23 protein-coding genes are annotated in these 24,631 nt (G+C 71.3%); 9 read left to right on the forward strand and 14 right to left on the reverse strand.

Features of this window, described 5'->3' with window-relative positions; genetic code table 11:
* The first annotated feature begins 163 nt into the window (after positions 1-163).
* Positions 164-1,072: a DUF1702 family protein gene (locus ACBI99_RS03435; protein ID WP_375071642.1), complete on the forward strand. Its 909-nt coding sequence runs from the start codon at positions 164-166 to the stop codon at positions 1,070-1,072.
* Here the strand turns inward: ACBI99_RS03435 and ACBI99_RS03440 are convergent.
* Positions 1,069-1,698: a class I SAM-dependent methyltransferase gene (locus ACBI99_RS03440; RefSeq protein WP_357590334.1), complete on the reverse strand. Its 630-nt coding sequence runs from the start codon at positions 1,696-1,698 to the stop codon at positions 1,069-1,071. The genes ACBI99_RS03435 and ACBI99_RS03440 overlap by 4 nt on opposite strands.
* Before the next feature lie 84 nt (positions 1,699-1,782).
* Between ACBI99_RS03440 and ACBI99_RS03445 the strand changes: the two genes are divergently transcribed.
* From ACBI99_RS03445 to ACBI99_RS03455, 3 genes are read left to right on the forward strand one after another with little or no spacing between them, the layout of a single operon-like run.
* Positions 1,783-2,229 carry a pyridoxamine 5'-phosphate oxidase family protein gene (locus ACBI99_RS03445; RefSeq protein WP_375071643.1) on the forward strand — a complete coding sequence of 149 codons (447 nt, stop codon included), beginning with the start codon at positions 1,783-1,785 and terminating at the stop codon, positions 2,227-2,229.
* The gene (locus ACBI99_RS03450; RefSeq protein WP_219500917.1) at positions 2,226-2,417 is read left to right on the forward strand and encodes a ferredoxin; all 192 of its coding nucleotides are present in this window, start codon (positions 2,226-2,228) and stop codon (positions 2,415-2,417) included. Before ACBI99_RS03445 ends, ACBI99_RS03450 begins: the two co-directional genes overlap by 4 nt.
* A gap of 20 nt (positions 2,418-2,437) precedes the next feature.
* Complete coding sequence (locus ACBI99_RS03455; protein ID WP_219500916.1) at positions 2,438-3,523, forward strand: zinc-binding dehydrogenase; 1,086 nt, start codon at positions 2,438-2,440, stop codon at positions 3,521-3,523.
* A 4-nt stretch (positions 3,524-3,527) separates the two neighbouring features.
* Here ACBI99_RS03455 and ACBI99_RS03460 read toward each other — a convergent pair whose 3' ends face one another.
* The 10 genes from ACBI99_RS03460 to ACBI99_RS03505 all read right to left on the reverse strand — a co-directional run bounded on the left by ACBI99_RS03460 (position 3,528) and on the right by ACBI99_RS03505 (position 14,314).
* A complete protein-coding gene (locus ACBI99_RS03460; protein ID WP_219500915.1) occupies positions 3,528-4,040 on the reverse strand; it encodes a DinB family protein in 513 nt (170 codons plus the stop codon).
* An 18-nt stretch (positions 4,041-4,058) separates the two neighbouring features.
* Entirely contained in the window at positions 4,059-5,438 is a 1,380-nt protein-coding gene (locus ACBI99_RS03465; protein ID WP_375071644.1) for a DNRLRE domain-containing protein, read from the reverse strand.
* A gap of 296 nt (positions 5,439-5,734) precedes the next feature.
* Entirely contained in the window at positions 5,735-6,739 is a 1,005-nt protein-coding gene (locus ACBI99_RS03470) for a sugar phosphate isomerase/epimerase family protein (protein WP_357590269.1), read from the reverse strand.
* Positions 6,736-7,887, reverse strand: a complete 1,152-nt coding sequence (locus tag ACBI99_RS03475; RefSeq protein WP_219500913.1) for a Gfo/Idh/MocA family protein — start codon at positions 7,885-7,887, stop codon at positions 6,736-6,738. The genes ACBI99_RS03470 and ACBI99_RS03475 overlap by 4 nt, the downstream gene beginning before the upstream one ends.
* Before the next feature lie 11 nt (positions 7,888-7,898).
* Positions 7,899-8,954: an ABC transporter substrate-binding protein gene (locus ACBI99_RS03480; protein WP_219500911.1), complete on the reverse strand. Its 1,056-nt coding sequence runs from the start codon at positions 8,952-8,954 to the stop codon at positions 7,899-7,901.
* Positions 8,951-9,970 (reverse strand): ABC transporter permease, encoded by a 1,020-nt coding sequence (locus ACBI99_RS03485; protein WP_375071645.1) that lies wholly within the window; start codon positions 9,968-9,970, stop codon positions 8,951-8,953. The genes ACBI99_RS03480 and ACBI99_RS03485 overlap by 4 nt, the downstream gene beginning before the upstream one ends.
* Positions 9,970-11,457: a sugar ABC transporter ATP-binding protein gene (locus ACBI99_RS03490; RefSeq protein ID WP_364175800.1), complete on the reverse strand. Its 1,488-nt coding sequence runs from the start codon at positions 11,455-11,457 to the stop codon at positions 9,970-9,972. Before ACBI99_RS03490 ends, ACBI99_RS03485 begins: the two co-directional genes overlap by 1 nt.
* 21 nt (positions 11,458-11,478) lie before the next feature.
* On the reverse strand, positions 11,479-12,636 hold the full coding sequence (locus ACBI99_RS03495) for an ROK family transcriptional regulator (RefSeq protein ID WP_219500909.1): 1,158 nt from the start codon (positions 12,634-12,636) through the stop codon (positions 11,479-11,481).
* Positions 12,637-12,808: 172 nt separating this feature from the next.
* The gene (locus ACBI99_RS03500; protein WP_375071646.1) at positions 12,809-13,681 is read right to left on the reverse strand and encodes an SDR family oxidoreductase; all 873 of its coding nucleotides are present in this window, start codon (positions 13,679-13,681) and stop codon (positions 12,809-12,811) included.
* A gap of 60 nt (positions 13,682-13,741) precedes the next feature.
* Entirely contained in the window at positions 13,742-14,314 is a 573-nt protein-coding gene (locus ACBI99_RS03505) for a TetR/AcrR family transcriptional regulator (protein WP_357590265.1), read from the reverse strand.
* Between the two features lie 114 nt (positions 14,315-14,428).
* On the opposite strand from ACBI99_RS03505, the gene ACBI99_RS03510 reads away from it, so the two are divergent.
* Positions 14,429-15,961: a carboxylesterase/lipase family protein gene (locus tag ACBI99_RS03510; RefSeq protein WP_375071647.1), complete on the forward strand. Its 1,533-nt coding sequence runs from the start codon at positions 14,429-14,431 to the stop codon at positions 15,959-15,961.
* Here the strand turns inward: ACBI99_RS03510 and ACBI99_RS03515 are convergent.
* Complete coding sequence (locus ACBI99_RS03515) at positions 15,951-17,009, reverse strand: MBL fold metallo-hydrolase (protein ID WP_219500903.1); 1,059 nt, start codon at positions 17,007-17,009, stop codon at positions 15,951-15,953. The genes ACBI99_RS03510 and ACBI99_RS03515 overlap by 11 nt on opposite strands.
* Positions 17,010-17,055: 46 nt before the next feature.
* On the opposite strand from ACBI99_RS03515, the gene ACBI99_RS03520 reads away from it, so the two are divergent.
* Entirely contained in the window at positions 17,056-17,895 is an 840-nt protein-coding gene (locus ACBI99_RS03520; RefSeq protein ID WP_375071648.1) for a glutathione S-transferase family protein, read from the forward strand.
* Here ACBI99_RS03520 and ACBI99_RS03525 read toward each other — a convergent pair.
* Together ACBI99_RS03525 and ACBI99_RS03530 are read right to left on the reverse strand one after the other, a co-directional pair.
* Positions 17,837-19,144 (reverse strand): MFS transporter, encoded by a 1,308-nt coding sequence (locus ACBI99_RS03525; protein ID WP_375071649.1) that lies wholly within the window; start codon positions 19,142-19,144, stop codon positions 17,837-17,839. The two genes, ACBI99_RS03520 and ACBI99_RS03525, sit on opposite strands and share 59 nt — an antisense overlap.
* Positions 19,141-19,713 (reverse strand): winged helix-turn-helix domain-containing protein, encoded by a 573-nt coding sequence (locus ACBI99_RS03530; protein WP_375071650.1) that lies wholly within the window; start codon positions 19,711-19,713, stop codon positions 19,141-19,143. The genes ACBI99_RS03525 and ACBI99_RS03530 overlap by 4 nt, the downstream gene beginning before the upstream one ends.
* A gap of 75 nt (positions 19,714-19,788) precedes the next feature.
* Between ACBI99_RS03530 and ACBI99_RS03535 the strand changes: the two genes are divergently transcribed.
* The 3 genes from ACBI99_RS03535 (at position 19,789) to ACBI99_RS03545 (ending at position 24,601) form a co-directional block, all read left to right on the forward strand.
* Positions 19,789-20,433 (forward strand): B3/4 domain-containing protein, encoded by a 645-nt coding sequence (locus ACBI99_RS03535; RefSeq protein ID WP_375071651.1) that lies wholly within the window; start codon positions 19,789-19,791, stop codon positions 20,431-20,433.
* Positions 20,434-20,637: 204 nt separating this feature from the next.
* A complete protein-coding gene (locus ACBI99_RS03540; protein ID WP_219500893.1) occupies positions 20,638-24,288 on the forward strand; it encodes a multifunctional oxoglutarate decarboxylase/oxoglutarate dehydrogenase thiamine pyrophosphate-binding subunit/dihydrolipoyllysine-residue succinyltransferase subunit in 3,651 nt (1,216 codons plus the stop codon).
* 139 nt (positions 24,289-24,427) lie between these two features.
* Positions 24,428-24,601 carry a DUF6104 family protein gene (locus tag ACBI99_RS03545; RefSeq protein ID WP_193318541.1) on the forward strand — a complete coding sequence of 58 codons (174 nt, stop codon included), beginning with the start codon at positions 24,428-24,430 and terminating at the stop codon, positions 24,599-24,601.
* Positions 24,602-24,631: the final 30 nt, after the last annotated feature.

Genomic DNA, 24,631 nt, shown 5'->3' on the forward strand with positions numbered 1-24,631 from the left:
CCGAGCGGTTGCGGGCAATGGCGTATTGCGGTTACTAGGTTCGTGGGTGGCCGTACGAGGCGTCTTCGGGGGAAGCGTGGGCGACACGGGCACAACAACGTTCTTGGAGCAGGTCGGGACCGAGCCGACGCCGGCGCAGGTGCGCGGGTGGCGGAGGTATCTGATGAAGGATGCCTGCGAATCCGATCTGAGCAGGCGGAGGTTCCGGCTGACGCGGGGACCTTCCCGGACGGTCATCGAGAATGCCGAAAAGTCATATGTCTTCGGCTTCAATGCCGTTATTTCGGAGGAAATCGAGAGGATCGAGGATCTGCCGCACGACCAGCGGGCCTTCGCCTACGAAGGCGCCGGGGCCGCGTGCGCGGTGCTCGATCTGATCACACTGACCCGGGGCCGGCGCCTTCGCGAGCTACTGGCCGGCCCCGCCGCACATCACCCGTTCGCCGCCCACCTGGGCGCGGGCCGCGGCCACGCGCTGCTGCGGCTGCGCCCGGTCCGCGCCGGACGCCGGGCGCACCCGCTGCTGCGCTGGCTGGCCGTCGACGGGTTCGGGTTCGGGTGGAGCATGGCCAGGGCGGACCGGATGGTGGGCGAGCGCGCCATGCCCGACCTGCTCTCCCGGGCCCACTGCGCGCTCTTCGACCAGGGGCTCGGCAGGCTGCTGTGGTATCACGACTGCGCCTCGCCCGACGACGTGGCCGCGAGGGTGGCCTCGTACCCGGCGATCCGGCGGGCGGCGCTGTGGAGCGGCGTCGGCTTCGCGGCGGCCTACACGGGCGGCGCGGAGGCCGACGAGCTGTGGTGGCTCACCGACCACGCGGGCGCCGACGGCTTCCGCCCGCACCTGGCGCAGGGCTGCGCGTTCGCGGTGGCCGCCAGGGCGCAGGCGGGCCCGCTGCCCGACCACGTGGCGCAGGCGGTGCCGATCCTCACCGGCGGCGAGCCCGAGGAGGCCGCCGCGTGGGCCGACACCGCGCTGATGATCCTGGGCCACGACCCGCACACCCACGAGGACTACCAGGCCTGGCAGGCGCACACGCGCCGCCTCTGGGCGCGCCGCCACCAGGTCTAGATTCCGTCGGCCACCCGCTCCAGGACCCGCAGCGAGCCCTCGGCGCGCACCTCGGTGAACGCGCCGGACTCCAGCGCGCGCCGGTAGACGCGGTAGGGCGCCTGCCCGCCGTCGGCCGGGTCGGGGTAGACGTCGTGGAAGACCAGGGCGCCGCCGATCACCACGTGCGGCGCCCAGCCCTCGTAGTCGCGGGTCACCGGCTCCTCGGAATGGCCGCCGTCGATGAACAGCATGCCCAGCGGCGTGGCCCAGAGCGCGGCCACCCGCTCGGACCCGCCGACGATCGCGATCACCTCGTCCTCCAGCCCGGCGGCGGCGATCGTGGCGCGGAAGGTGGGCAGCGAGTCCATCTTGCCGAAGCGCAGGTCGACGAGCGTGGGGTCGTGGTGGGCCCAGCCGGGCTGGATCTCCTCCGAGCCCCGGTGGTGGTCGACGGTGATGACCACGGACCCGGTCTGCCGGGCCGCCGCGCCGAGGTAGATGGCCGACTTGCCGCAGTAGGTGCCGATCTCGCAGATCGGCCCGCGCGGGCCGTAGACGCAGGCCGTCTCGAACAGCGCCAGGCCCTCCTGCGACGGCATGAATCCCTTGGCGTGCTCGGCTGCGTAACGCAGCGCGGGGGGCATCGTCATAGCCCTGCACCCTAGTCGAACCGAACAACATTCCGTCGCCCTCTTGCCCGGCATAATGCAACCTGTTCTACTGGCAGCGTGAATCAGCGCGCTCGCATCGCGATGCCGGACGACGAGGTCACCGCGTTGCTGGAGGGGGCCAGGAAGCTGCAACTGGCGACCATCAACCCCGACGGCACCCCGCACCTGGTGACCATGTTCTACGGGCTCGACGGCAAGGGCCGGATCACCTTTTGGACGTACGCCAAGTCGCAGAAGGCCCGCAACCTGGCGCGCGACCGCCGGGTGAGCTGCCTGATCGAGGCCGGCGAGGACTACGCCGAGCTGCGCGGGGTCCTGATCTACGGCGAGGCCGTGCGGCTGGACGACCCGATGGAGGTCGGCATGGCCGTCGCCCGCAGGACGACCCCGGGCGTGGCGGACGACCTCCTGCGCCCCTATGTCGAGCAGACCGGCCGGAAACGGTTCGCGTACGCCGTGGAGCCCGGCAAAGTGGTCTCATGGGATCACCGGAGGCTCACATGAAGATCAACGTCGACTACCTGGTCTGCGAGGCCAACGCCGTGTGCATGGGGCTCGCGCCAGAGGTGTTCGAGGTGGACGACAACGACGAACTCCACGTCCTGCTGCCCGAACCGCCCCCCGAGATGCTGGACCGCGTGCGTCACGCGGTGCGGTCCTGTCCCAAAGCCGCACTTTCCCTAGAGGAATAGCCCGACAGGAGGAATCCCCCATGCGCGCCGCGCTTCTGCACGCCGTAGGCGATGACAAGCTCGAGATCCGCGACGACGTGACCCTGGCCCCGGTGGGCCCGGCGGACGTCCGGGTGCGGATCCGGGCGACGGGCGTCTGCCATTCGGACCTGTCGGCCATGTCAGGCGTGCTGCCGCAGCCCGTGCCGCTCGTCCCCGGCCACGAGGGCGCGGGTGAGGTGGTGGAGGTCGGCGCCCACGTCACCTCGGTCGCCCCGGGCGACCACGTGGTGATCAGCTGGCGCCCCGCCTGCCAGGAGTGCGACCTGTGCCTGGGCGGCCAGCCGTTCCTCTGCCCGAAGTACATGATCGAGTCGTTCACCAAGGGCAACTTCCGGTTCGGCGGCGACACCACGGCCTTCGGCATGGCCGGCTGCGGCACCTGGGCCGAGGAGATCGTGGTGCCCTGGCAGGGCGCCATCAAGATCGACCCGGAGGTGCCGTGGGAGGCGGCGGCGCTGATCGGCTGCGGCATCACGACCGGCGTCGGGGCCGTGGTCAACACCGCCAAGGTGCGGCCCGGCTCCACGGTCGTGGTGATCGGCTGCGGCGGCGTCGGCCTGTCGGTCATCCAGGGCGCGCGGGTGTCCGGCGCCAGGACGATCCTGGCCGTCGACCCGCTGGAGTCCAAGCACGAGCTGGCCAGGAAGGTCGGCGCGACCCACGCGGTCACCCCCGAGGGCGTCCCCGGCGCGCTGGCCGAGCTCACCGGCGGCCAGGGCTTCGACTACGGCTTCGAGGTCGTCGGCAAGGCCGCCACGATCCAGAGCGCCTGGCAGCTCACCCGGCAGGGCGGCGACGTCGTCGTGGTGGGCGCGGGCGCCACGGACGACATGGTGTCGATCTCCGCCTTCAGCCTGCTGTTCGAGGGCAAGAACCTGCTGTCCAGCCTGTACGGCGAGGCCGACGTGCGGCACGACTTCCCCTACTTCGCCAAGCTCTACAAGGCCGGGCAGCTCGACCTGGAGTCGCTGATCAGCTCGCGGATCCGGCTGGCCGACCTCAACGACGCCGTGGCCGCGCTGCGGGGCGGCGAGGTGCTGCGCCAGATCGTGGTGATGGACTGACGGCTCAGCGGTGCGCCCACAGGTCGCGCAGCAGCGCGACCTCGGCGCCGTGGTGGATGACCTCCCGGTTGATGTGGAGCACCAGGGTGGCCAGCGGCCGGTCGGCGTACGGGCCCTCCGAGGGGCCGACGGGCCGCGCCAGGTCGCCCGGCCCGAGCGAGCGCACGCCGCTCGACCAGCGCTCGTACGCCTCGTCGAGCTGCTCCAGCGCGCCCGCCGCCGTCGTCGCGTACGGGAACGTGCCGTAGTCGACGGCGGGGCCGCCGAACTGGGCGGCCGTGCGGGCGCCGAGGACGCCCACGACGACGTGGGCCAGCCGCCAGGCGATCGTGGTGACCGGCGCGGGCTCCGGCGGCGGGTAGGCCCAGTCGATGACGCCGTCACGGATGCTCCAGGAGCCGGGGACCGGCTCCCAGAGATACTCCTCGTCGCTCAGGCCGTCGAGGCGGGGACGGAGCTGCCTGGTCCAGTGCCAGGAGAGCTGCTCGTGCAGCTCGGCGGTCCAGTCGAGATCCATCCCCCAGTCCTACCCGAGCTAGCGCCAGTAGACGACCGCCAGCGTGGGCGGCTTGACGCCCTGCTCCTTGTTCTCGGAGGCGGCGAACGCCCGCCAGTTCGTGGCCTCGCTCTCGTCGGCGCCGCGCAGCTGGATGCCGTGGTTGGGGGCGCCCTTGGCCCACGCCTGCGCGATGCCGGTCACGCCCCACGTCAGGAACCCGGGGCCGCCGGCGCAGGGCTCGGTCCAGGTGCGGCCAAGCCCGGCGCGCACGGTGGAGGAGCCCTCCTTGACCGTGGGGGGCTTGTTGTCCCAGTTGAGGTTGTTCTCGTCCCACGGGCCGGTGACGCGCTCGGCGGTGAGGCCGGAGCCGACGCGCAGGCCGCAGGCGTTGGTCTCGACGTTCCACATGCCGAGGCCCGCCCACAGCACCCGCTTGCCGGTGAACGCGCTGGTGTCGAACTTGACCAGGCTGCGCATCACGTCGCCGCCCTGGCCGTTCTCCCACGGCATGGTGCCCGCGATGATCATCGCGTCGCCGGGGTGCGAGGCCCAGGAGGTGGCCACGTCGGTGTCGACCTCCACGCCGGGCAGCGTGATCGTCGGGTCGACGGTCACCGGGTAGACCCGCTTCGGGTCCGACAGGAACTCCGCGTCCGGCGTCAGCACCAGGACCTTGGCGCCGTTCTCGGTCCGCACGGCGGCCTCGACCGGGGCGATGGCGTCGCCGCGCGGCTTGCCGCGCCCACTGGCGTCCCACATCACCGGCTTGGCGCCGGCCGCGACGACCTCGCCGGCGTCGCTCCTGAGCTCCAGCCGCCCGTCGGCGGCCTCGCCCAGCTCCACCCCTTCGGTCCGTACGGGGATCCGCAGCTCGATCGGCCCGGACGGCTTCGTACGGAGGACCACGTCGTGCCGGAAGCCCGTCGGCAGGACGGTCACCACCAGGTCGGCGCCCGGCCCGGCGGCGTCGGCGAACGTGGCGACGTTGCCCGCGACCTTGGGCGCGGGCAGCGCCTGCGGCCACTGGAGGGAGAACTTCCGCCCCTGCTCGTCGACCATCGTGGCCAGCGGGCCCTCGCCGCCGGCGGACACGGTGACGTCGGCCTTGGCGGCCTTCGGCTTGAGCACGCCGCCCTCGGCGACGAGCGTGGTGTCGATCGGCACCCACCGGTCGCCCTGCTTCACGTTGGACGGGCCGGAGGTGATGGTGGCGGTGAGGGTGCCGTCGGGGTTGGCGACGGTGGTGCTGTTCGCGTCGGTCAGGCTCGGCACGGGCACGGCCTGGCCGGTCTTGGCCGCCTGCGCGGAGGCGGCCTCCACGGCGGTGGGCGGCTCGGCCGCGTGGGCGGCGGGAACCCCCGAGAGAGCGGTTACGGCGGCGACCCCGAGCGCCAGTTTGCCGACAGTGCTCTTCATGACGGTGCGCAAATGGTTTCCTCACGTCAAGTGCCTGGCGACGTGCGACCGCGGAGGGGCGTAGTACGGTGTCACGCCCCTCCGTCCCCTGATCGCACGGCGTCACAGAAGTATCACGACCGCATATCAGGGTGAAATAGGAAAAAGAGAATGCGACCTAGATCACAAAGCGCTGAGTTACCAATTTAAGCGCACCGTCATAAAAAGGTTGGTGTTTAAAGCACTTTTTCCGAAATATCCGTAAAAAGCACGGGCCGCGCCCCCGTACTGGACGCGGCCCGTGCGGGGAGAGGTCGTCAGCCCGACGAGAACGCCGCGTCGAACGCCGTCGCCGGCGGCGTGATCGCGTTGAGGTCACGGATGTAGGCCAGCGCCTCCCGGGCGCCGTCCAGCCGGTCCATGCCCGCGTCCTCCCACTCGATCGAGATCGGGCCCGCGTAACCGATCGAGTTGAGCGCCCGGAAACAGTCCTCCCACGGCACGTCACCCCGGCCCGTCGAGACGAAGTCCCAGCCCCGGCGCATGTCCGCCCACGGCATGTGCGACGACAGCCGGCCCCGGCGGCCGTCGCCCACGCGCATCCGCGTGTCCTTGCAGTCGACGTGATAGATCCGGTCGGCGAAGTCCAGGATGAACGCCACCGGATCGAGGTCCTGCCACACCATGTGCGACGGGTCCCAGTTGAGGCCGAAGGCGGGCCGGTGGCCGATCGCCTCCAGTGTGCGGACAGTCGTGTAGTAGTCGTAGGCGATCTCGCTCGGGTGGATCTCGTGCGCGAACCGCACCCCCACCTCGTCGAACACGTCCAGGATCGGGTTCCAGCGGTCGGCGAAGTCCTGGTAGCCCGCGTCCACCATCGACGCCGGCACCGGCGGGAACATCGCCACCGTGTGCCAGATCGACGAGCCGGTGAAGCCCACCACCGTGTCGACCCCCAGCAGCGCGGCGGCCCGCGCGGTGTTCTTCAGCTCCTCGGCCGCCGCCTGGCGCACCGACTCCGGATCGCCCGACCCCCAGATCCGGGCCGGCAGGATCGCCTTGTGCCGCTCGTCGATCGGATGGTCGCAGACGGCCTGGCCAACCAGGTGGTTGGAGATCGTCCACACCTTGAGGCCGTGCTTGTCGAGCTGGGCGCGCTTCTGCTCCACGTACGACGGGTCGGCGACCGCCTGCGCCACGTCGAAGTGGTCACCCGAGCAGGCGATCTCCAGGCCGTCGTAGCCCCACTCGGCGGCCAGCCTGCACACCTCCTCGAACGGCAGGTCGGCCCACTGACCGGTGAACAGCGTGATGGGTCTCATGAGTCCTCCACAGCGGTGAAACGGCTCCCGTCGGCCGCGCTCCGCTCGACCGCCGCGAGCACGCGCTGCACCCGCAGCCCGTCGGCGAACGACGGCGAAGGGTCGCGCCCCTCGGCGATCGCCTCCAGGAAGTCCTTGATCTCGTGCGTGAACGTGTGCTCGTAGCCGAGCCCGTGACCCGGCGGCCACCAGGCTCCGACGTACGGATGGTCGGGCTCGGTCACGAGGATGCGCTCGAAGCCCCGGCCGCCCTCGCTGAACCACAGCTCGTTCATCGACTCGAAGTCGAAGGCGAGGCTGCCGAGCGAGCCGTTGATCTCGATGCGCAACGCGTTCTTGCGGCCCGTGGCGAACCGGGTGGCCTCGTACGAGCCCACCGCCCCGCCCGACAGCCGCGCGGTGAACAGGGCGGCGTCGTCCACCGTGACCGTCCCCCGGCCGGAGCCGCCCCCGGCCGACAGCCCCGACGACGACTCCGGCAGCGGCCGTTCCTTGACGAAGGTCTCCATCAGCGCGGACACCCCGACGATGTGCTGCCCGCTGATGAACTGCGTGGCGTCGATGATGTGCGCGCCGATGTCGCCGAGCGCGCCCGAGCCCGCCTTGTCCTTGCGCAGCCGCCACACCAGCGGGAAGTCCGGGTCGACGATCCAGTCCTGCAGATACTGGGCCCGCACGTGCCGGATCTCCCCCAGCCTGCCCTGCTCCACGAGCTGCCTGGCCAGCGCCACCGCCGGGACCCGCCGGTAGTTGAAGGCCACCATGCTGCGCCCCGTCGCCGAGGCGGCGGCCTGCACCATGGCCTCCGCCTCGGCCACCGTGTTGGCCAGCGGCTTCTCGCAGATGACGTGCTTGCCCGCGCGCAGGGCGGCGATCGCGATCTCGGCATGTGTGTCGCCGGGCGTGCAGATGTCGACCACGTCGACGTCCGCACGCGCGATCACCTCACGCCAGTCGGTCACCGCCTCCGCCCAGCCCAGCTGCTCGGCGGCCGCCTCGGTCGCCTCCTTCGACCGGCCGGCGATCACCCGCATCCGCGGCACGGCCGGCACGTCGAAGAAGGCGGCGACGCTGCGCCAGGCCTGGGAGTGGACGCGGCCCATGAAGGCGTAACCGATCATGCCGACGCCGACGGTTCTTGCTGACATGCAACCCCCGATCAGGATTCGAAGCCGAGGTCCAGATACTTCTCGACGTTCTCCTTGGTAATGGTCTCGGACGCGAGCGTGATGGACTGCGGAACCTGGTTCTCCACGAGGTCACTCATGCCCTTGCCTTGGGCGATCAGGCGCGCCAGTTTGATGGCCGAGGAGGCCATCGTGGGGCTGTAGGTGACCGTGGCCTGCAGCACCGACGTGCCCGACTGGATCTCCCGCATGGCGTTGGCCGACCCCGCGCCGCCCACCATGACGAACTCGTTCCGTCCCGCTTCCTTGATCGCCGCCAGCACGCCGACCCCCTGGTCGTCGTCGTGGTTCCACATCGCGTCGATCTTCTTGTGCGCCTGGAGCAGGCCGGTCGCCACCTGGTTGCCCGTCTCCACGGTGAACTTGGCGTCCTGCTTGGCCGTCACGCTGAACCCGTACGTCTTCAGCGCGTCCTCGAAGCCCTTGCTGCGGTCCTGGGTGAGCGGGAGCGTGGCGATGCCCTGGATCTCCACGATGACCGGGTTCGACACGCCCTTGTCCTTGAGCGCCTTGCCGATGTGGTGACCGGCGGCCACGCCCATGCCGTAGTTGTCGCCGCCGATCCACGTCCGGTAGGCGAGCTTGTCCGGGAAGACGCGGTCGAGGTTGATCACGGGGATGCCGGCCTCGGTCGCGCGCAGCGCGATCTGGTTGAGCTGCTGGCCGTCGTTGGGCAGGATGACCAGCGCGTTCACCTTGGCGGCGATGAGCGACTCGACGGCGGAGATCTGCTGGTTGATGTCGTTGGTCGGCTCGACCGGCTTGAACTCGATGTCGGGATACTGCTTGGCGGTGGCTTCGGCGTTCTTGGCGATGGCGGCGATCCAGCCGTGGTCGGCGGCGGGCGCCGAGAAGCCGATGACGACCTTGTCGCCGGGCTCGTCGTTGCCGCTGGCCGCCGGGGCGGGCTGCGGCGCGGCCGTGGTGGGCGAGGCCGACGGCTCGTTGCTGGTGCAGCCCGCCGCTAAGAGCGCGGCGCCGCCGAGACCGCCGACGAGGAATCCCCTGCGCGCGACGTTGTTGCTCATGGTGCTCTCTCCTTCAGGTTTCGCCGCTGGAGAAGGACGGCGACGACGATGATCAGGCCCTTGGCGATCAGCTGGTCGCTGGTGTTGAGGCCGTTGAGGATGAACAGGTTCGTGATGAGCGTGAAGATGAGCAGGCCCAGGATGGAGCCGATGATCGTGCCGCGGCCGCCGGTGAGCAGGGTGCCGCCGATGATGACGGCGGCGATGGCGTCGAGCTCGTACAGGTCGCCGTGGGTGGACGAGCCTGTGGTCGTGCGCGCCATGATCAGGATGGCGGCGATGCCGCAGCACAGCCCGGACAGGGCGTAGAGGAGCATCGTGTGCCGCCGGACGTCGATGCCGGCGAGCCTGGCGGCCTCCGGGTTGCCGCCGACGGCGTAGGTGCGGCGGCCGAAGGTGGTGCGGTTGAGCAGGATCCAGCCGAGCACCACGACCAGCGCGAAGATGTAGACGAGCAGCGGGATGCCGAGGATGCGGGTGGTCGACAGGGCGGCGATGGCGCCTTCGCCGTCGATGAGCTGGGTCTTGCGGTCCGACATGCGCTGGGCCAGCCCGCGTGCCGCCACCAGCATGGCCAGCGTGGCGATGAACGGCACGAGCCGCCCGTAGGCGATGAGCAGGCCGTTGACCAGCCCGGTGCCGGTGCCGACGAGGATGGCGCAGACGGCCATGACGACGGGCCCGAACTCCTGGGTGGCCACGGTGGTGGCCCAGACGGACGCCAGGGCCATGATCGCACCGACGGACAGGTCGATGCCGCCGCCGATGATGACGAAGGTGGCGCCGACGGTGATCACGCCGATGGTGGCGGCGAGCGAGAGGATGCTGACGAGGTTGGAGGCGGTGGCGAAGTTCTCCGGCCGGGTGACGAGGCCGACGACGACGAGCAGGCCGAGGGCCACGAGCAGGCCCAGGTGGCGGGCTCCGGTGAGGGAGTTCAGGGTGGCGCGGGCCGGTGGTGGCGCGGCTCCGCCGGTCTCGGGGACCGCCGCGGACGGTCTTCGGGCGTCGCTCATCAGGCCGCTCTCCCATTCATGATCATGTCGAGCACGCGGTGCTCGTCGAGTTCTCCGGCGGCGGCCTCGTGGATGACCGCGCCTTCGCGCACCACCAGCACGCGGTCGGCCAGGCCGAGCACCTCGGGCACCTCGCTGGACACCAGCAGGACGCCGATGCCCTGGTCGGCCAGGTCGCGGATGACCGCGTACAGCTCCGCCCTGGCGCCCACGTCCACGCCTCTGGTCGGTTCGTCGAGCAGGAGCAGGCGGCGGCTGCCGAGCAGCCAGCGGGCGAGCACCGCCTTCTGCTGGTTGCCGCCGGACAGGGTCTTGACCGGCCGTTCGGGGTCGGGCGGCCGGATGTCGAGCGCTTTGACCAGGCGTTCGGCTTCGGCGCGCTCGCGGGCCCGGTTCATCCAGCCGAACCTGGCGAAGCCCGGCAGGCTGCCCAGCGTGATGTTGGCGGTGACGCTCTGGTCGAGGAGGAGGGCCTGGGCCTTGCGTTCCTCGGGGGCCAGGCCCATGCCCCGGCGGACGCTGGTGACGACGCCGCCGCGGCGTAACCGCTTCCCGGCGAGCACGACGCTGCCAGAGGCGGGACGCGCGCCGTACACCGCTTCGAGGATCTCCGAGCGGCCGGAGCCGACCAGGCCGGCCAGTCCGACGATCTCGCCGGCGCGGACGCTGAAGCTGACGTCGTGGAAGGCGCCGGGCGAGGTCAGGCGCTCGACCTCCAGCACCTGGTCGCCGGGAGGCCGGGCGGCGCGGGGCGGGAAGACGTACTCGACGTTCCTGCCGGTCATCAGCGAGACGATGCGGGAGGTGGGGGTGTCGCGGGCGGGCAGGCCGACGGCGACGGTGCGGCCGTCCTTCAGCACGGTCACGCGGTCGCCGATCTCGCGGATCTCCTCCAGCCGGTGGGAGATGTAGACGACGGCCACGCCCTGGCCGGTGAGCTCGCGGATGATGCGGAAGAGGTTGGCGACCTCGTCGTGGGCGAGCGCGGCCGACGGCTCGTCCATGATGATCAGGCGGGCGTCGTGGGAGAGCGCCCGCGCCATCGAGACGACCTGCTTGGCCGCGGGTGAGAGCCTGCCGACCTCGGTGGAGGGGCGGATCTCGCCGTGGCCGAGGCGTTCGAGCACCTGGCGGGCGGCGCGGTGGCCGGCGCCGGTGTTGACGAAGCCGAGGCGGGCGTGCTCGTGGCCGAGGAAGATGTTGTCGGCGACGCTGAGCCCGTCGACCAGGTCGAGCTCCTGGTAGATGGTGGCGAAGCCGAGCCGGATGGCGTCCATCGGGCCTGACGGGCGCACCTGCGCGCCGTTGAACTCCACGGTGCCCTCGTCCGGCTGGTGGACGCCGGCCAGGACCTTGATCAGTGTCGACTTGCCGGCGCCGTTCTGGCCGAGCAGGCAGTGCACCTCGCCCGCCCGCACGTCCAGGTCGACCCCGTCCAGCGCGCGCACGCCGGGGAACTGCTTGACGATCCCCCTCATGACGAGCATCGGGCTCCCTTTCACACGGTTTCAGGCGTTGACGATGCGGTTGATGTTGTCCGGTGACAGGTAGTGCTCGATCGCGAGAATCCCGGCGCCCAGTGCGGCGGCGTTGATCCCCATGCGGCTCGGCACGATCGACAGGTGGTGGGTGGCCAGCGGCAGGGAGCGGCGGTAGACGGTCTCCCTGATGCCGGCGAGCAGGTGTTCGTGGACCCGCGAGAGGGCGCCGCCGATGACGATGACCTCGGGGTTGAAGAAGTTGACCAGGCTGGCCAGCACCTCGCCGATGAGCCGGCCGGCCTCTCTGACGAGCCGCAGCGCCTGGGTGTTGCCGGCCTGGACGAGCGCGACGACGTCGGCTCCCGACTCGGCGGCGACGCCCAGCTCGGTGAGGCGGCGGGCGACGGCGGCGCCGCCTGCCACGGCTTCCAGGCAGGCGCTGTTGCCGCAGCGACAGCCCGCCTCCTCGTGGCCGTTGACGCGGATGTGGCCGATGTCGCCGGCCGAGCCCTGCGCTCCCCTGTGGAGGGTGCCCTCGGCGACGATGCCGCAGCCGATGCCGGTGCCGACCTTGACGAACAGCAGGTGGCGGATGTCGCCGAAGGCGTTGCGGTGCTCGCCCAGGGCCATGACGTTGACGTCGTTGTCGACGAGGACGGCGGTGCCGCCGAAGTATTCAGGGATCGGGTACTCGTTCCAGCCGGGCATGATCGGCGGGTTGTTCGGCCGCCCGGTGGCGAACTCGACCGGGCCCGGCACGCCCATGCCGATGGCCCGCAGCGCCGCCCTGGGCCGCCCGGCCTCGGCGAGGAGCCGGTCGAGGCGGCCGTCGACGTGCGCGAGCACGGTCTCGGGGCCCTCCTCGATCAGCAGGGAGTCCTCGCACTCGGCGAGCACGTCGCCGGACATGTCCATGAGGGCGATGCGGCAGTGGGTCGCGCCGAGGTCGACGCCGGCGAAGGCGTGCTCCTCGGTGTGCAGGCGGAGCTGGCGGGGCGGGCGTCCGCCGGTCGACTCGCCGCTCTCGGTCTCCTCGACCAGGCCGCGCTCGATCAGCGCGTCGACGCGCTGGGAGATCGTGGATCGGGCCAGCCCGGTGAGCCGGGCGAGGTCGGAACGGGTCGTCGCGGAGCCTGCGCTGATCAGCGTCAGGACGTCGCCGGGCGAGCCCGGGGCGGGGGTCATGCCGCGACAATAAGATCACTCATCCGGCAATTCAAGAGTGCGAGCCGCCCAAACTCGCCGTACTTCTGTCGATGATCGAACAAAGCCCGATTTTTCGGCATAAAACAGGGCACCGACCCGTACGGATCGGCGCCCCCGAACGTGAACCCTCTGGAGCCCTGCCAGAGCCCTGCTAGAGCATCGCCTTCATCGAGTCGCCCGCCGTGAGCACGTACGGCTGCTCGGCCATGACGTACGCCCAGTTGTCCGCCAGCGCCTCCGGCGTGAGGTCGTCGCTCTTCCAGCCGGGCCCCTCGGCCACGAACACCCGCGCCACGCGCCCGCCGCCGACGCTGAAGACCTCGCCGCTCGCCTCGCACGAGTCGTGCACCAGGTAGGCGACGAGCGCGCTGACCCGCTCGGGCGTGAACTTCGCCTCGAACTCGGCGGGCAGCAGCGCCTCGGTCATGCGCGTCCAGGCGATCGGGGCGATGGCATTGGCCTTGATGCCGCTGCGCGCGCCCTCGATGCCGAGCGTCTTGGTGAGCCCGACCAGGCCCATCTTGGCGGTGGAGTAGTTGGCCTGGCCGAAGTTGCCGAACAGGCCGGCCGGGCTGGAGGTGTTGACGATCCGTCCGTAGCCGGCCTCCTTCATGAACGGGTAGGCCGCCTGGCTGACCAGGTAGGAGCCGCGTACGTGCACGGCGAGGACGCTGTCGAAGTCCTCGACGGTCATCTTGCCGAACGACTTGTCACGCAGGATGCCGGCGTTGTTGACGACGATGTCGATCTTCCCGAACGCGTCGACGGCGGCCTGCGCGATGGCCCTGGCGCCTTCGGGGGTGGCGACGTTGTCGGTGCTCGCGACGGCCTGGCCGCCGTTCTTGGTGATCAGCTCGACCACGTCGGCGGCCGGGCCGGTGGAGGCGCCGGTGCCGTCGAGCGCGCCGCCGAGGTCGTTGACGACGACCTTGGCGCCCCGCTCGGCCAGCAGGAGCGCGTGGGAGCGGCCGAGGCCGTGCCCGGCCCCCGTGACGATCGCGACCCTGTCATCGAACCGAAGCATCGAACCTCCAGCCAGGAGAACAACATTCTGGTAGGAGCACCATAACCCGAGCCGGGGCGTTCAGCCGAGCAGCTTGGCGACGGCCCGCAGCCCGTCGAGCACCTCGGCGGCGCTGGGCGCGCTGTCGGGGTCGCTCAGGCACTGCACCATCACGCCGGTCATCAGCGCGACCTGGACCGTGCCGAGCGTGCGCGCGGACCGCTCCGGCACCGCGTCCTCCGGCACGCTCTCCAGGATCGCCGCCATCCCGGCCCGCCCCTGCCGGGTGCCCTCGGCGAGCGCCGGGCGCAGCTCGGGCTGGCGCTGGGCCTGCATGAACAGCTCGACCGAGGCCAGCCACAGGTCCGGATGGGCACTGAAGTCGGCGAGCAGGCTCTCCCACATGCGCGCGTAGTGCTCGGCCGCCTCACCGCCGGACTCGGGCACGAGCGCCCGGCCCATGGCGTCGCCCCACTCGTCGAGGATCTCGAACAGCGCCTTGTTCAGCAGCGCCTCGCGCGACCCGTAGTGATAGCCGATGGCGGCCATGCTGACGCCGGCGGCGGAGGCGATGTCGCGCACGCTGGTGCGGTCGTAGCCCTTCTCGCGCAGGCACCGCTTGGCCCCGTCGAGCAGATCTTCCCGGTTTCCCATGCCGGGCAGCATAGCAAGCGTGTCATGCGAGCGCCTTAGGCGAACGACTTGCGCGATCGCCCAAATCCCCGTACCGTCCTCTGCAGATCACCACGAGACGGGAGAAACACCCAGATGACCCCCTCCTACGGACGGCTCGCGGGCGTGCTGGCCGCCGGCCTGCTCGCCACGGCGACCCCCGCCCTGCCCGCCGCCGCCGCGACCGCTCCCGTGGTGGTCGGCACGGCCACCGGCGAGGTGCGCGGATCGGCCGCCGCCGGCGTCCGCTCCTTCCAGGGCATCCCGTACGCCGCCCCGCCCGTCGGCGACCTGCGCTGGACCTCGCCCCGGCCGGCCGCGCCGTGGACCGGCGTGCGCGACGCCACCCGCCCCGGCCCGGCCTGCGCCCAGCCCACCGGCTACCCGATCGGCGTGCCCAGCGAGAACGAGGACTGCCTCTACCTCAACGTCACCACCCCGGCGAAGGCGAAGGGCAAGCTGCCCGTAGTGGTGTGGATCCACGGCGGCAGCCTCATGTACGGCACGGGCGACATGTACGGCCCGGCGCGGCTCGCCTCGGCGGGGGCGGTGGTCGTGTCGATGAACTACCGGCTGGGCGTCATGGGCTTCCTCAGCTCCCCCGCGCTCGGCGGATCGGGCGGCTTCGGCCTGGAGGACCAGCAGGCGGCGCTGCGCTGGGTCCGGGCGAACATCGGCGCGTTCGGCGGCGACCCCGGCAAGGTGACGATCATGGGCCAGTCTGGCGGCGGCTACGCCGTCTGCGGCCACCTGGCCTCGCCCGCGTCCAAGGGCCTGTTCCACCGGGCGATCGTGCAGAGCGCCCCCTGCGCGACGGGCGGATCGCGGACCCGCGCCGCCGCCGAGGCCGAGAGCGCCAAGGTGATCGAGAAGGTGGGGTGCGAGGAGGCCGGCGACGTCGCGGCCTGCCTGCGCGCGGTGCCGGCTGCCGACCTGCTCGCCGCCTACGGCGCCTTCGCCGAGCCGCGCCCGGTCGCGGGCACCGCGCTGCTGCCCCGCACCCCCGCGCGGGCTCTGCGCGATGGCCGGTTCAACCGGGTCCCGGTGCTGGTCGGCGTCAACCACGACGAGGAGCGCGGCATGGTCGCCGGCGCGGAGCTGGCCCCCGGCGGCCGGCCCATGCGCGCCGGGGAGTACAAGCCCGCGATCCGCGCGCAGTTCGGCGCCGACGCCGCCGCCGTGCTGAAGCGCTACCCGCTGCGGGCCCACGGCTCGGCCGGGGCGGCGCTGGCCGCCGTGCGCACCGACCACGCCTGGGCGGCGCCCACGCTCGACACCGCCCGGCTGCTGTCACGCTGGACGCCCACCCGGATGTACGAGTTCGCCGAGAAGGACACGCCCTGGTTCGCCGGCTACCCCGCCACGAGCTTCCCGGTGCGCGCCCAGCACATGGCGGAGCTGCCGTACCTGTTCGACCTGAAGCTGTTCGAGAAGCTGCCGCCCCGGCAGGCGCGGCTGGCCGAGCGGATGATCGGCGCCTGGGTGCGGTTCGCGGCCACCGGCGACCCGGGCTGGGCGCGGTTCGCCGAGCGCGACCGGCACGTGCGCTCGCTCACGGCCGGGACGTGGAAGCGCGCCGCGTTCGAGCGCGACCACGCGTACGCGTTCTGGACCGGGCTCAGCCGCTGACCCAGCGGTCCGGCTCGCCGGGCTCCCGGCGGGCCCGGCCGCGCGCCTCCAGCCACACCAGGTGGGCCAGCGTCTCGTTGTTGGCCGCCCGGCGCATGAACGCCGGGATCGACTCCCACGGCCGCGACCACGTCAGCCGGGTCGCCGCCTCCCAGCAGCTCACGCCGTCCGACGCGGCGAGCACGCCCTCGATCTCGGCCAGCCGCTCCTCGTGGTGGGCCATCACGTGGTCGACCCGCCCGGCCAGCTCCAAGAAGCGGTACTCGTGCGCGGGCAGCACCTCCTCCACGTCCAGGGCGCGCACGGCGGCCAGCGCGCCGAGGTAGTCGGCCAGCGGGTTCGGCCCCGACTGCGGGTGCACCGCGACGATCGGCGTGATCCTGGCCAGCACGTGGTCGCCGGAGAACAGCAGCTTCCTGGACGGCGAGGTGAAGCAGAGGTGGCCCGGCGAGTGCCCCGGCGTCCACAGCGCGCGCAGGTCCCAGCCGGGCAGGCCGAGCCGGTCGCCGTCCTCGATGAGCCGGTCGGGCTTGGCCGTCGACACCAGGTGCCTGATCATCATCGACGCCCCGGCCAGCTCGTCCAGCGTGGCCGGGGGCACGCCGCAGCGCGCCAGCAGCGCCCGCTCCCGGGCGACCAGCGACTCGATGGCGGCCTCGTCGTAGCGCTCGTGGACCAGCTCGGCGTCCGCCGGATGCAGCCCGATCCACGCCCCGGACGCCTCCCGGACGCGTCCCGCCAGGCCGTAGTGGTCGGGATGGATGTGGGTGACGAGCACCGCCTTGACGTCGGTGATCGCGTAACCGGCCACGGCGAGCCCGGCTACCAGCGCGTCGTACGCCTCGTCGGTGTTCCATCCGGCGTCGACGAGGGCCACGCCGTCGTCGCATTCGAGCACGTACACCAGGACGTAGCGCAGCGGGTTGATCGGGATGGGCACCGGCACCGACCACAGGCCCGGCCGCACCCGCTCCACCTCTGGGATCGTCCCGCCCGTCCATGCCGCACGCTGCTCCTCGCTGGAAGGAGTCACCACGAACTTCGCCATGCCCGAGATTCTGCCCGGCGTTCCGGAAGCATGTTCTACTGGGGGCATGAAACGTGAAATCGCCGATGACGGGCGCTTCGTCAGGCAGCCGAACCGTTTCACCGACCGCCTCGGCCCGCCCGAGCCCGGCCGCTACCGGCTCTACGCCTCCTACGCCTGCCCGTGGGCGCAGCGGGTGCTGATCGTGCGCCGGCTCCTGGGCCTCGAGGACCTGCTGGACGTGACGATCGTGGACCCGATCCGCGACGAGAAGGGCTGGCGGGTCCCCGGCGGCATCTACCTGTCGGAGCTCTACCTGGCCACCGACCCGGACTTCCGGGGCCGCTACACGGTGCCGTGCGTCTGGGACGCCAAGGAGGGGCGGATCGTCACCAACGACTTCCCGCGGATCACCCTCGACCTGGAGACCACCTGGAGCCGCACGCCCGACCTCTATCCCGAGGCGCTGCGCCCCGAGATCGACGAGATGAACGAGCGCGTCTACCACGGTCTCAACAACGCCGTCTACGAGGCCGGGTTCGCCACCGCCCAGGAGGCGTACGAGGAGGCCGTGGGCCGCGTCTTCGCCACGCTGGACTTCCTGGAGGAGCGGCTGACGGGCAGGGAGTTCCTGTTCGACGCGCTGACCGAGAGCGACGTGCGCCTCTACACGACGCTGGCCAGGTTCGACAGCGTCTACTACGGCCACTTCAAGTGCTCGGTGCGCCGCCTGACCGACTATCCGGCGCTGTGGTCGTACGCCAGGAGGCTGTACGCGATCCCGGCGTTCGGCGAGACCACCGACTTCGACCACATCAAGCGGCACTACTACGTCACCCAGACGAACATCAACCCGAGCCGGATCGTACCTGTGGGGCCGGAGCTGGACTGGTCCGCGGCATCCTGACGAACAGCAGCGCCGAGGCCATGATCAGGCAGGCGGCCACCGACCAGGCGGCCACCGTGCCCGCCCCGGTGGCCAGCGCGCCGAACCCCAGGTTGGACGCCGCGGCGCCGCCTTGCAGGGCGAGCGAGCTCGTCGAGGTGACGGTGTTGCGCCGCCCGGCGTCGACGGCCTTGTGCGTCATCTCCAGGCAGAGCAGGCCCGCGACGGCGAGCCCGGCGAACAGCACGACGTAGGCGGTCGCGGCGGTGATCAGCCCGGCCGCCCCGCCGAGGCCCGCGGTCGCGGCCAGCGCCCCGACGGAGGCCGAGGTCAGCACGGTCCCCGCCACGGCCCCGGCCACCGGCGACGGCCCTCCCGCACCGGTGACGCGGCCCGCCAGCCGGGCCGCCCGGGGCGCCATCGCGCTCCCGAAGGCGCTCCCGGCGAACCCGAGCGCCGCCACGATCGCGTACGCGGTGCTGCCTTCCTCGGCGGTCCCGGCGAGCTCGGCCAGCCGTCCGGGGGTGAGCAGCTCGACGGCGGTCAGCGCGACGCCCGACCCGGCGGCGACCAGCATGAGCCGGCGCAGCACCGGCGCCCCGGCCACCAGGCGCACGCCCTCGCCGACGGTCGCGGGCACGCCGCGCAGCAGCCCGCGCGCCGTCACGGCGGAGGCGTGCTCGCGGGCGGGCTCGGGCAGCGCGAGCAGCGCCACCACCAGCAGGACCGCGGCGGCGACGGCGCCGCCGGCGGCCGGGACGGCGAGCGGGGGCAGCGGTCCGGGCGGCACGAGGAGGGGGACGAACCCGCCCGCGAGCACGCCCGCGCAGAGCGCCACCGACTCCATCGCGCCGCCCCTGGCCAGCCCGCGCCCCAGGTCGGCGTCCGGCCCCTCCAGCTCGTGCAGCGTGTCGACGTACCAGGCGGTGGCGGGACCGCTGGACAGCGCCCGGCCCACGCCCTTGAGCACCGCCATCGCCAGGAACATCCACACCGTGGTGGAGACCGCCATCAGCGCGAGCGCGGCGAGCGTGAAGGCGGCGGAGGCGGCCAGCACGACGCGGCGGCCCGCGACGTCGGCCAGCCCGCCCGTAGGCAGCTCCAGCGTGATGGTGACGACGGAGAACACGGTCGTCACGAGTCCGACCTGGGCGAGGCTGAGGCCCCGCTCGGTCATGAGCAGGACCATGACCGGCAGCATGAGCCCTAAGGGCAGCCACGTCAGGAAGTTGACCAGCATGTAGCGCCGCAGCGCCGAGCGGGGGGTCACGTCTCGTCCTCCTCCTCCGGACGGCGCGGGAAGCCGCCCACCCACACGTGCACCTGCTCGGCGTCGGGCGCGCCGGAGTAGCGGGCTCCGAGCTCCTCCAGCAGCTCGTCCACCCGCTCGTGGAGCTCACGCAGGGCCGAGGCGGGCAGCCGGACCAGGCTGTCGCTCAGCCCGGCCGCGCGCACCCACGCGTCGGCCCACTCGCCCTCGTCGAACGCTCGGACCCGCTGCTCCAGCACCGCCACCTGGCGCAGCCGCATGATCTTGACGGCCTCGCGGCCCTCGGGGCTGGCCGACATCTCCAGGTTGTCCCAGGAGGTGTAGCGGTGGCGGGAGCGCCAGCGCCGCTCGCGGCCGTCGCGCCGGTCGGGGTCCTCCTCGATGAAGCCGTACTTGGCGAGCTCGCGCAGGTGGTAGCTGGTCGAGCCGGAGCTCTCCCCCACCACCCGGCCCAGCTCGCTGGCGGTGGCCGGCCCGTCGGCGCGCAGCAGGCCCAGCAGCCGCACCCGCAGCGGGTGCGCCACGACCTTGAGCACCTGCGGATCGCTGATCTTGAACTCGTCCTCCATGCCCCGACGATAAACCGCAAAGACAATTTTGCAAAGAGCTTTTTGCGGTACGGCCCGCCTTCTAGACTGAGGCGCATGCTTGACGACATCACGGTGGACGAGGCGGTCCTGGCGCTGCGCCCCGACTTCGCCGTCCTGGCCATGACGGCCCACGGCCTGAGCAACGGCCCCACCGACGACCTGACCCGCGGCTGGCTGGCCGAGGCGTCCGCGCACGAGGTCCAGCCGGACAAGATCGACGCCTGGAAGGACGCCTACCGCGCCTTCGGCGCCAAGCCGCAGCGCACCCGGCCCTCGGTCGACGCGCTCACCCGCAGGCTCCCGCTGCCGGAGATCAACCAGGTCGTCGACGCGTACAACTCGATCAGCGTGAAGCACGCGCTGCCCATCGGCGGCGAGGACCTCGACCGCTATTCCGGTCCGCCCCGGCTCGTCAGGGCGACCGGCGAGGAGGCGTCGGAGGAGGCGCTGGGGCAGCCCGAGCCCGGCGAGGTGATCTGGCGCGACGACCTGGGCGTCACCTGCCGCAGGTGGAACTGGCGCCAGGTGGTCCGCACCCGGCTCACCGAGGAGACCACCAACGCGATCTTCCTGCTGGAGCGGCTGGAGCCGATGTCGCTGGAGGAGCTGAAGGAGGCGGGCGAGGAGCTGGCCGATCTGCTCACCCGGCTGTCCCCCGACGTCCGGATCGCCTCCAGGCTCGTCGTAGGCGGGAACTAAACCTCCGTTCCCGCTGTTGATACCAAACGGTAATGTTGACGGCACCACCTGGATTGACTGGGGGCGCGTGACCTCTCGGGACACTCCTGAGAGGATCAGGCGAGGCGGCAGCGGCTCGCGGGCGCGCGCCGTCGGTCCGGGCGAGTAGCCTTGGACAGGTTCTCTAACATCAACGCCGATCTGCGGAAGAGGGCGATTTGCGCCGTGTCGTCTGAGTCGTCGCGGACAAACCCGCTGGCAAGCTTTGGTCAGAATGAGTGGCTTGTCGACGAGCTGTACCAGAAGTATCTCCAAGATCCCGAGTCTGTCGACAAGGCTTGGTGGAACTTCTTCGCTGACTACAACCCTGATTACGGACCGGGCCGTACCCCGGTCAGGGAGGCGGCGAACGGCACTGCAACCGCGCCCGCTTCCGCTCCGGTCAAGGCGCCGCCACCGGCGCCCGCCGCGAAGCCCGCCGAGAAGCCCAAGCAGCCCGTCACCCAGGTGCCCAAGGGCGCCGAAGAGGTGAAGCTGCGCGGGGCGGCGGCCCGCACGGCCGCCAACATGGACACCTCGCTGACGGTCCCCACCGCCACGAGCGTCCGGGCCATCCCGGCCAAGCTGCTCATCGACAACCGCATCGTGATCAACAATCACCTCAAGCGGGGTCGCGGCGGCAAGGTCTCCTTCACGCACCTGATCGGCTTCGCGATCGTCAAGGCGCTGAAGAGCATGCCGGAGATGAACTACTCCTACGCCGAGGTCGACGGCAAGCCGACGCTGGTCAAGCCCGAGCACGTGGGCTTCGGCCTGGCCATCGACGTCCAGAAGAGCAACGGCGAGCGCCAGCTCCTCGTGCCGTCCATCAAGGCCGCCGAGGACATGGACTTCCGGCAGTTCTGGATGGCCTACGAGGAGGTCGTCCGCAAGGCCCGCGCCGGCAAGCTCGGCGTCGACGACTTCACCGGCACCACGATCTCGCTGACCAACCCCGGCACGATCGGCACGGTCCACTCCGTCCCGCGCCTGATGCCCGGACAGGGCACGATCATCGGCGTCGGCGCGATGGAATACCCGGCCGAATACCAGGGCGCGTCCCCCGACACGCTCTCGCGCCTGGCCGTCTCCAAGGTCATGACGCTCACCAGCACCTACGACCACCGGATCATCCAGGGCGCCCAGTCGGGCGACTTCCTGCGCACGATCCACCGGCTGCTGCTGGGCGAGGACGGCTTCTACGACGAGATCTTCGAAGACCTCCGGATCCCGTACGAGCCGGTCCGCTGGGTGCGCGACATCTCGGCCTCCCACGACGAGGACGTGGCCAAGTCGGCGAGGGTGATAGAGCTCATCCACGCCTACCGGGTGCGCGGCCACCTCATGGCCGAGACCGACCCGCTGGAGTACAAGCAGCGCAAGCACCCCGACCTCGACATCCAGTCGCACGGCCTCACGCTGTGGGACCTGGAGCGCGAGTTCGCCACCGGCGGCTTCGGCGGCCGGCCGCTGATGAAGCTGCGCGAGATCCTGGGCGTGCTGCGTGACTCCTACTGCCGCACCGTCGGCATCGAGTACATGCACATCCAGAACCCCGAGGAGCGGGCCTGGATCCAGGCGCGGGTGGAGAAGCCCTACGCCTCCCCCGAGCGTGACGAGCAGCTCAACATCCTGAGCAGGCTCAACACCGCCGAGGCGTTCGAGACGTTCCTGCAGACCAAGTTCGTCGGCCAGAAGCGGTTCTCGCTGGAGGGCGGCGAGTCGCTCATACCGCTGCTCGACTCCGTCATCAGCGACGCCGCCGACGAGGGCCTCGACGAGGTCGTCATCGGCATGGCCCACCGCGGCCGCCTCAACGTGCTCGCCAACATCGTGGGCAAGTCCTACGCGCAGATCTTCGGCGAGTTCGAGGGCAACATCGACCCGCGCACCGCGCACGGCTCCGGCGACGTGAAGTACCACCTCGGCGCGACCGGCACGTTCACCGCGCCCAGCGGCAAGACGATCACCGCCTCGGTGGTCGCCAACCCGTCGCACCTGGAGGCGGTGGACCCGGTCCTGGAGGGCGTCGTCCGCGCCAAGCAGGACCTGCTGGAGCGCGGCGAGGAGGGCTTCACCGTCCTGCCCGTGCTCGTCCACGGCGACGCGGCCTTCGCCGGCCAGGGCGTCGTGGCCGAGACGCTCAACCTGTCGCAGCTGCGCGGCTACCGCACCGGCGGCACCGTGCACGTGGTGGTCAACAACCAGGTGGGCTTCACCACCTCGCCGGCCTCCTCCCGGTCCTCCGTCTACGCGACGGACGTGGCCCGGATGATCCAGGCGCCGATCTTCCACGTCAACGGCGACGACCCCGAGGCCGTGGTGCGCGTGGGCGAGCTCGCCTACGAATACCGCCAGGCGTTCCGCAAGGACGTCGTGATCGACCTCATCTGCTACCGCCGCCGCGGCCACAACGAGGGCGACAACCCGGCCTTCACCCAGCCGCTGATGTACGACCTGATCGACGCCAAGCGCTCCACGCGCAAGCTCTACACCGAGGCGCTGATCGGCCGGGGCGACATCACGGTCGAGGAGGCCGAGTCGGCGCTGCGCGACTACCAGGCCAAGCTGGAGCAGGCGTTCACCGAGACCCGCGAGGCGGCCAAGAAGCCGCTGGAGGCGGGCGCGATGCGGGTGCCGCCGACCGAGGTCGTCAAGTGGTCGCACGCCGACACGCCGACCGCGATCAGCGACGAGACGCTCAAGCGCATCGTCGACACCCAGCTCAACCTGCCGGAGGGCTTCACCGTCCACCCGCGCCTGGCTCCGGTGCTCCAGCGCCGCGGCCAGATGGTCGAGCAGGACGCGATCGACTGGAGCATGGGCGAGACGCTGGCCTTCGGGTCGCTGCTCATCGACGGGCACCCGGTCCGCCTGGTGGGCCAGGACTCCCGCCGCGGCACCTTCACCCAGCGCCACGCGGTGCTGGTCGACCGGGTGACCGGCGCGGAGCACACCCCGCTCAAGTCGTTCAACGAGGGCACCACGAAGTTCTACATCTACGACTCGCTGCTCAGCGAGTTCGCGGCGCTGGGCTTCGAGTACGGCTACAGCGTCGTGCGTCCCGACGCCCTCGTGGCGTGGGAGGCGCAGTTCGGCGACTTCGTCAACGGCGCCCAGACGATCATCGACGAGTTCATCTCGTCGGGCGAGCAGAAGTGGGGCCAGCGCTCCGGTGTCGTGCTGCTGCTGCCGCACGGCTACGAGGGCCAGGGTCCCGACCACTCCTCCGCCCGCATCGAGCGGTTCCTCCAGGTCTGCGCGCTCGACAACATGACGGTCGCGCAGCCCACCACCCCGGCCAACTACTTCCACCTGCTGCGCTGGCAGGTCGAGTCGGGGCGGCACAAGCCGCTGGTCGTCTTCACGCCCAAGGTGCTGCTGCGGCACAAGCGGGCCACGTCCAAGGCGTCGGACTTCACCTCCGGCACCTTCCAGCCGGTGATCGGCGACACCACGGTCGACCCGGCCAAGGTGACGAAGGTCGTGATGTCGTTCGGCAAGATCTACTACGACCTGCTCGCGGCCCGGGAGAGCGCCGGCCGTGACGACGTCGCGCTGGTCCGGATCGAGCGGCTCTACCCCTACCCGGCCGAGGAGCTCGACGCCGAGCTGGCCCGCTACGGGGCCCAGGCCGAGCTGGTGTGGGCGCAGGACGAGCCGGTCAACATGGGCGCCTGGCCCTACCTGTCGCTCAAGCTGGCCGAGGACCCGCAGCTGCTGGGCGGCCGCCCGCTGCGGCGCGTCTCGCGTACCCCCAACAGCTCGCCCGCGGTCGGCTCGCACGCCGCCCACGACGCCGAGCTCGAGGAGATCGTGAAGCAGGTCTTCGGCTGACCGTCGCCGACCGCCTGAGTGAGCCCCCGCCCCGGCGGGGGCTCACTGCTCGATAGGGTCGGAGCGCGGGCGTGCGGACGCCCGGATTCCGGCCGCGGATCTCGCTTCGCGGCTGACGAGTTGACTGAACGGGAGCACCATGTATTTCACTGATCGGGGGATCGAGGAGCTGGTCGAGCGGCGGGGTGAGGAAGAGGTCAGCCTGCTGTGGCTGGGCGAGCGGCTGCGCGAGTTCGTCGACCTCAACCCGGAGTTCGAGACCCCGGTCGAGCGGCTGGCGACGTGGCTCGCCCGGCTGGACGACGAGGACTGACCTCGCCGCACAACGCGATACATCTTGAGT

Origin of the sequence: Nonomuraea sp. ATR24, assembly GCF_041950485.1 — a bacterium.
GTDB classification, from domain to species: domain Bacteria; phylum Actinomycetota; class Actinomycetes; order Streptosporangiales; family Streptosporangiaceae; genus Nonomuraea; species Nonomuraea ceibae.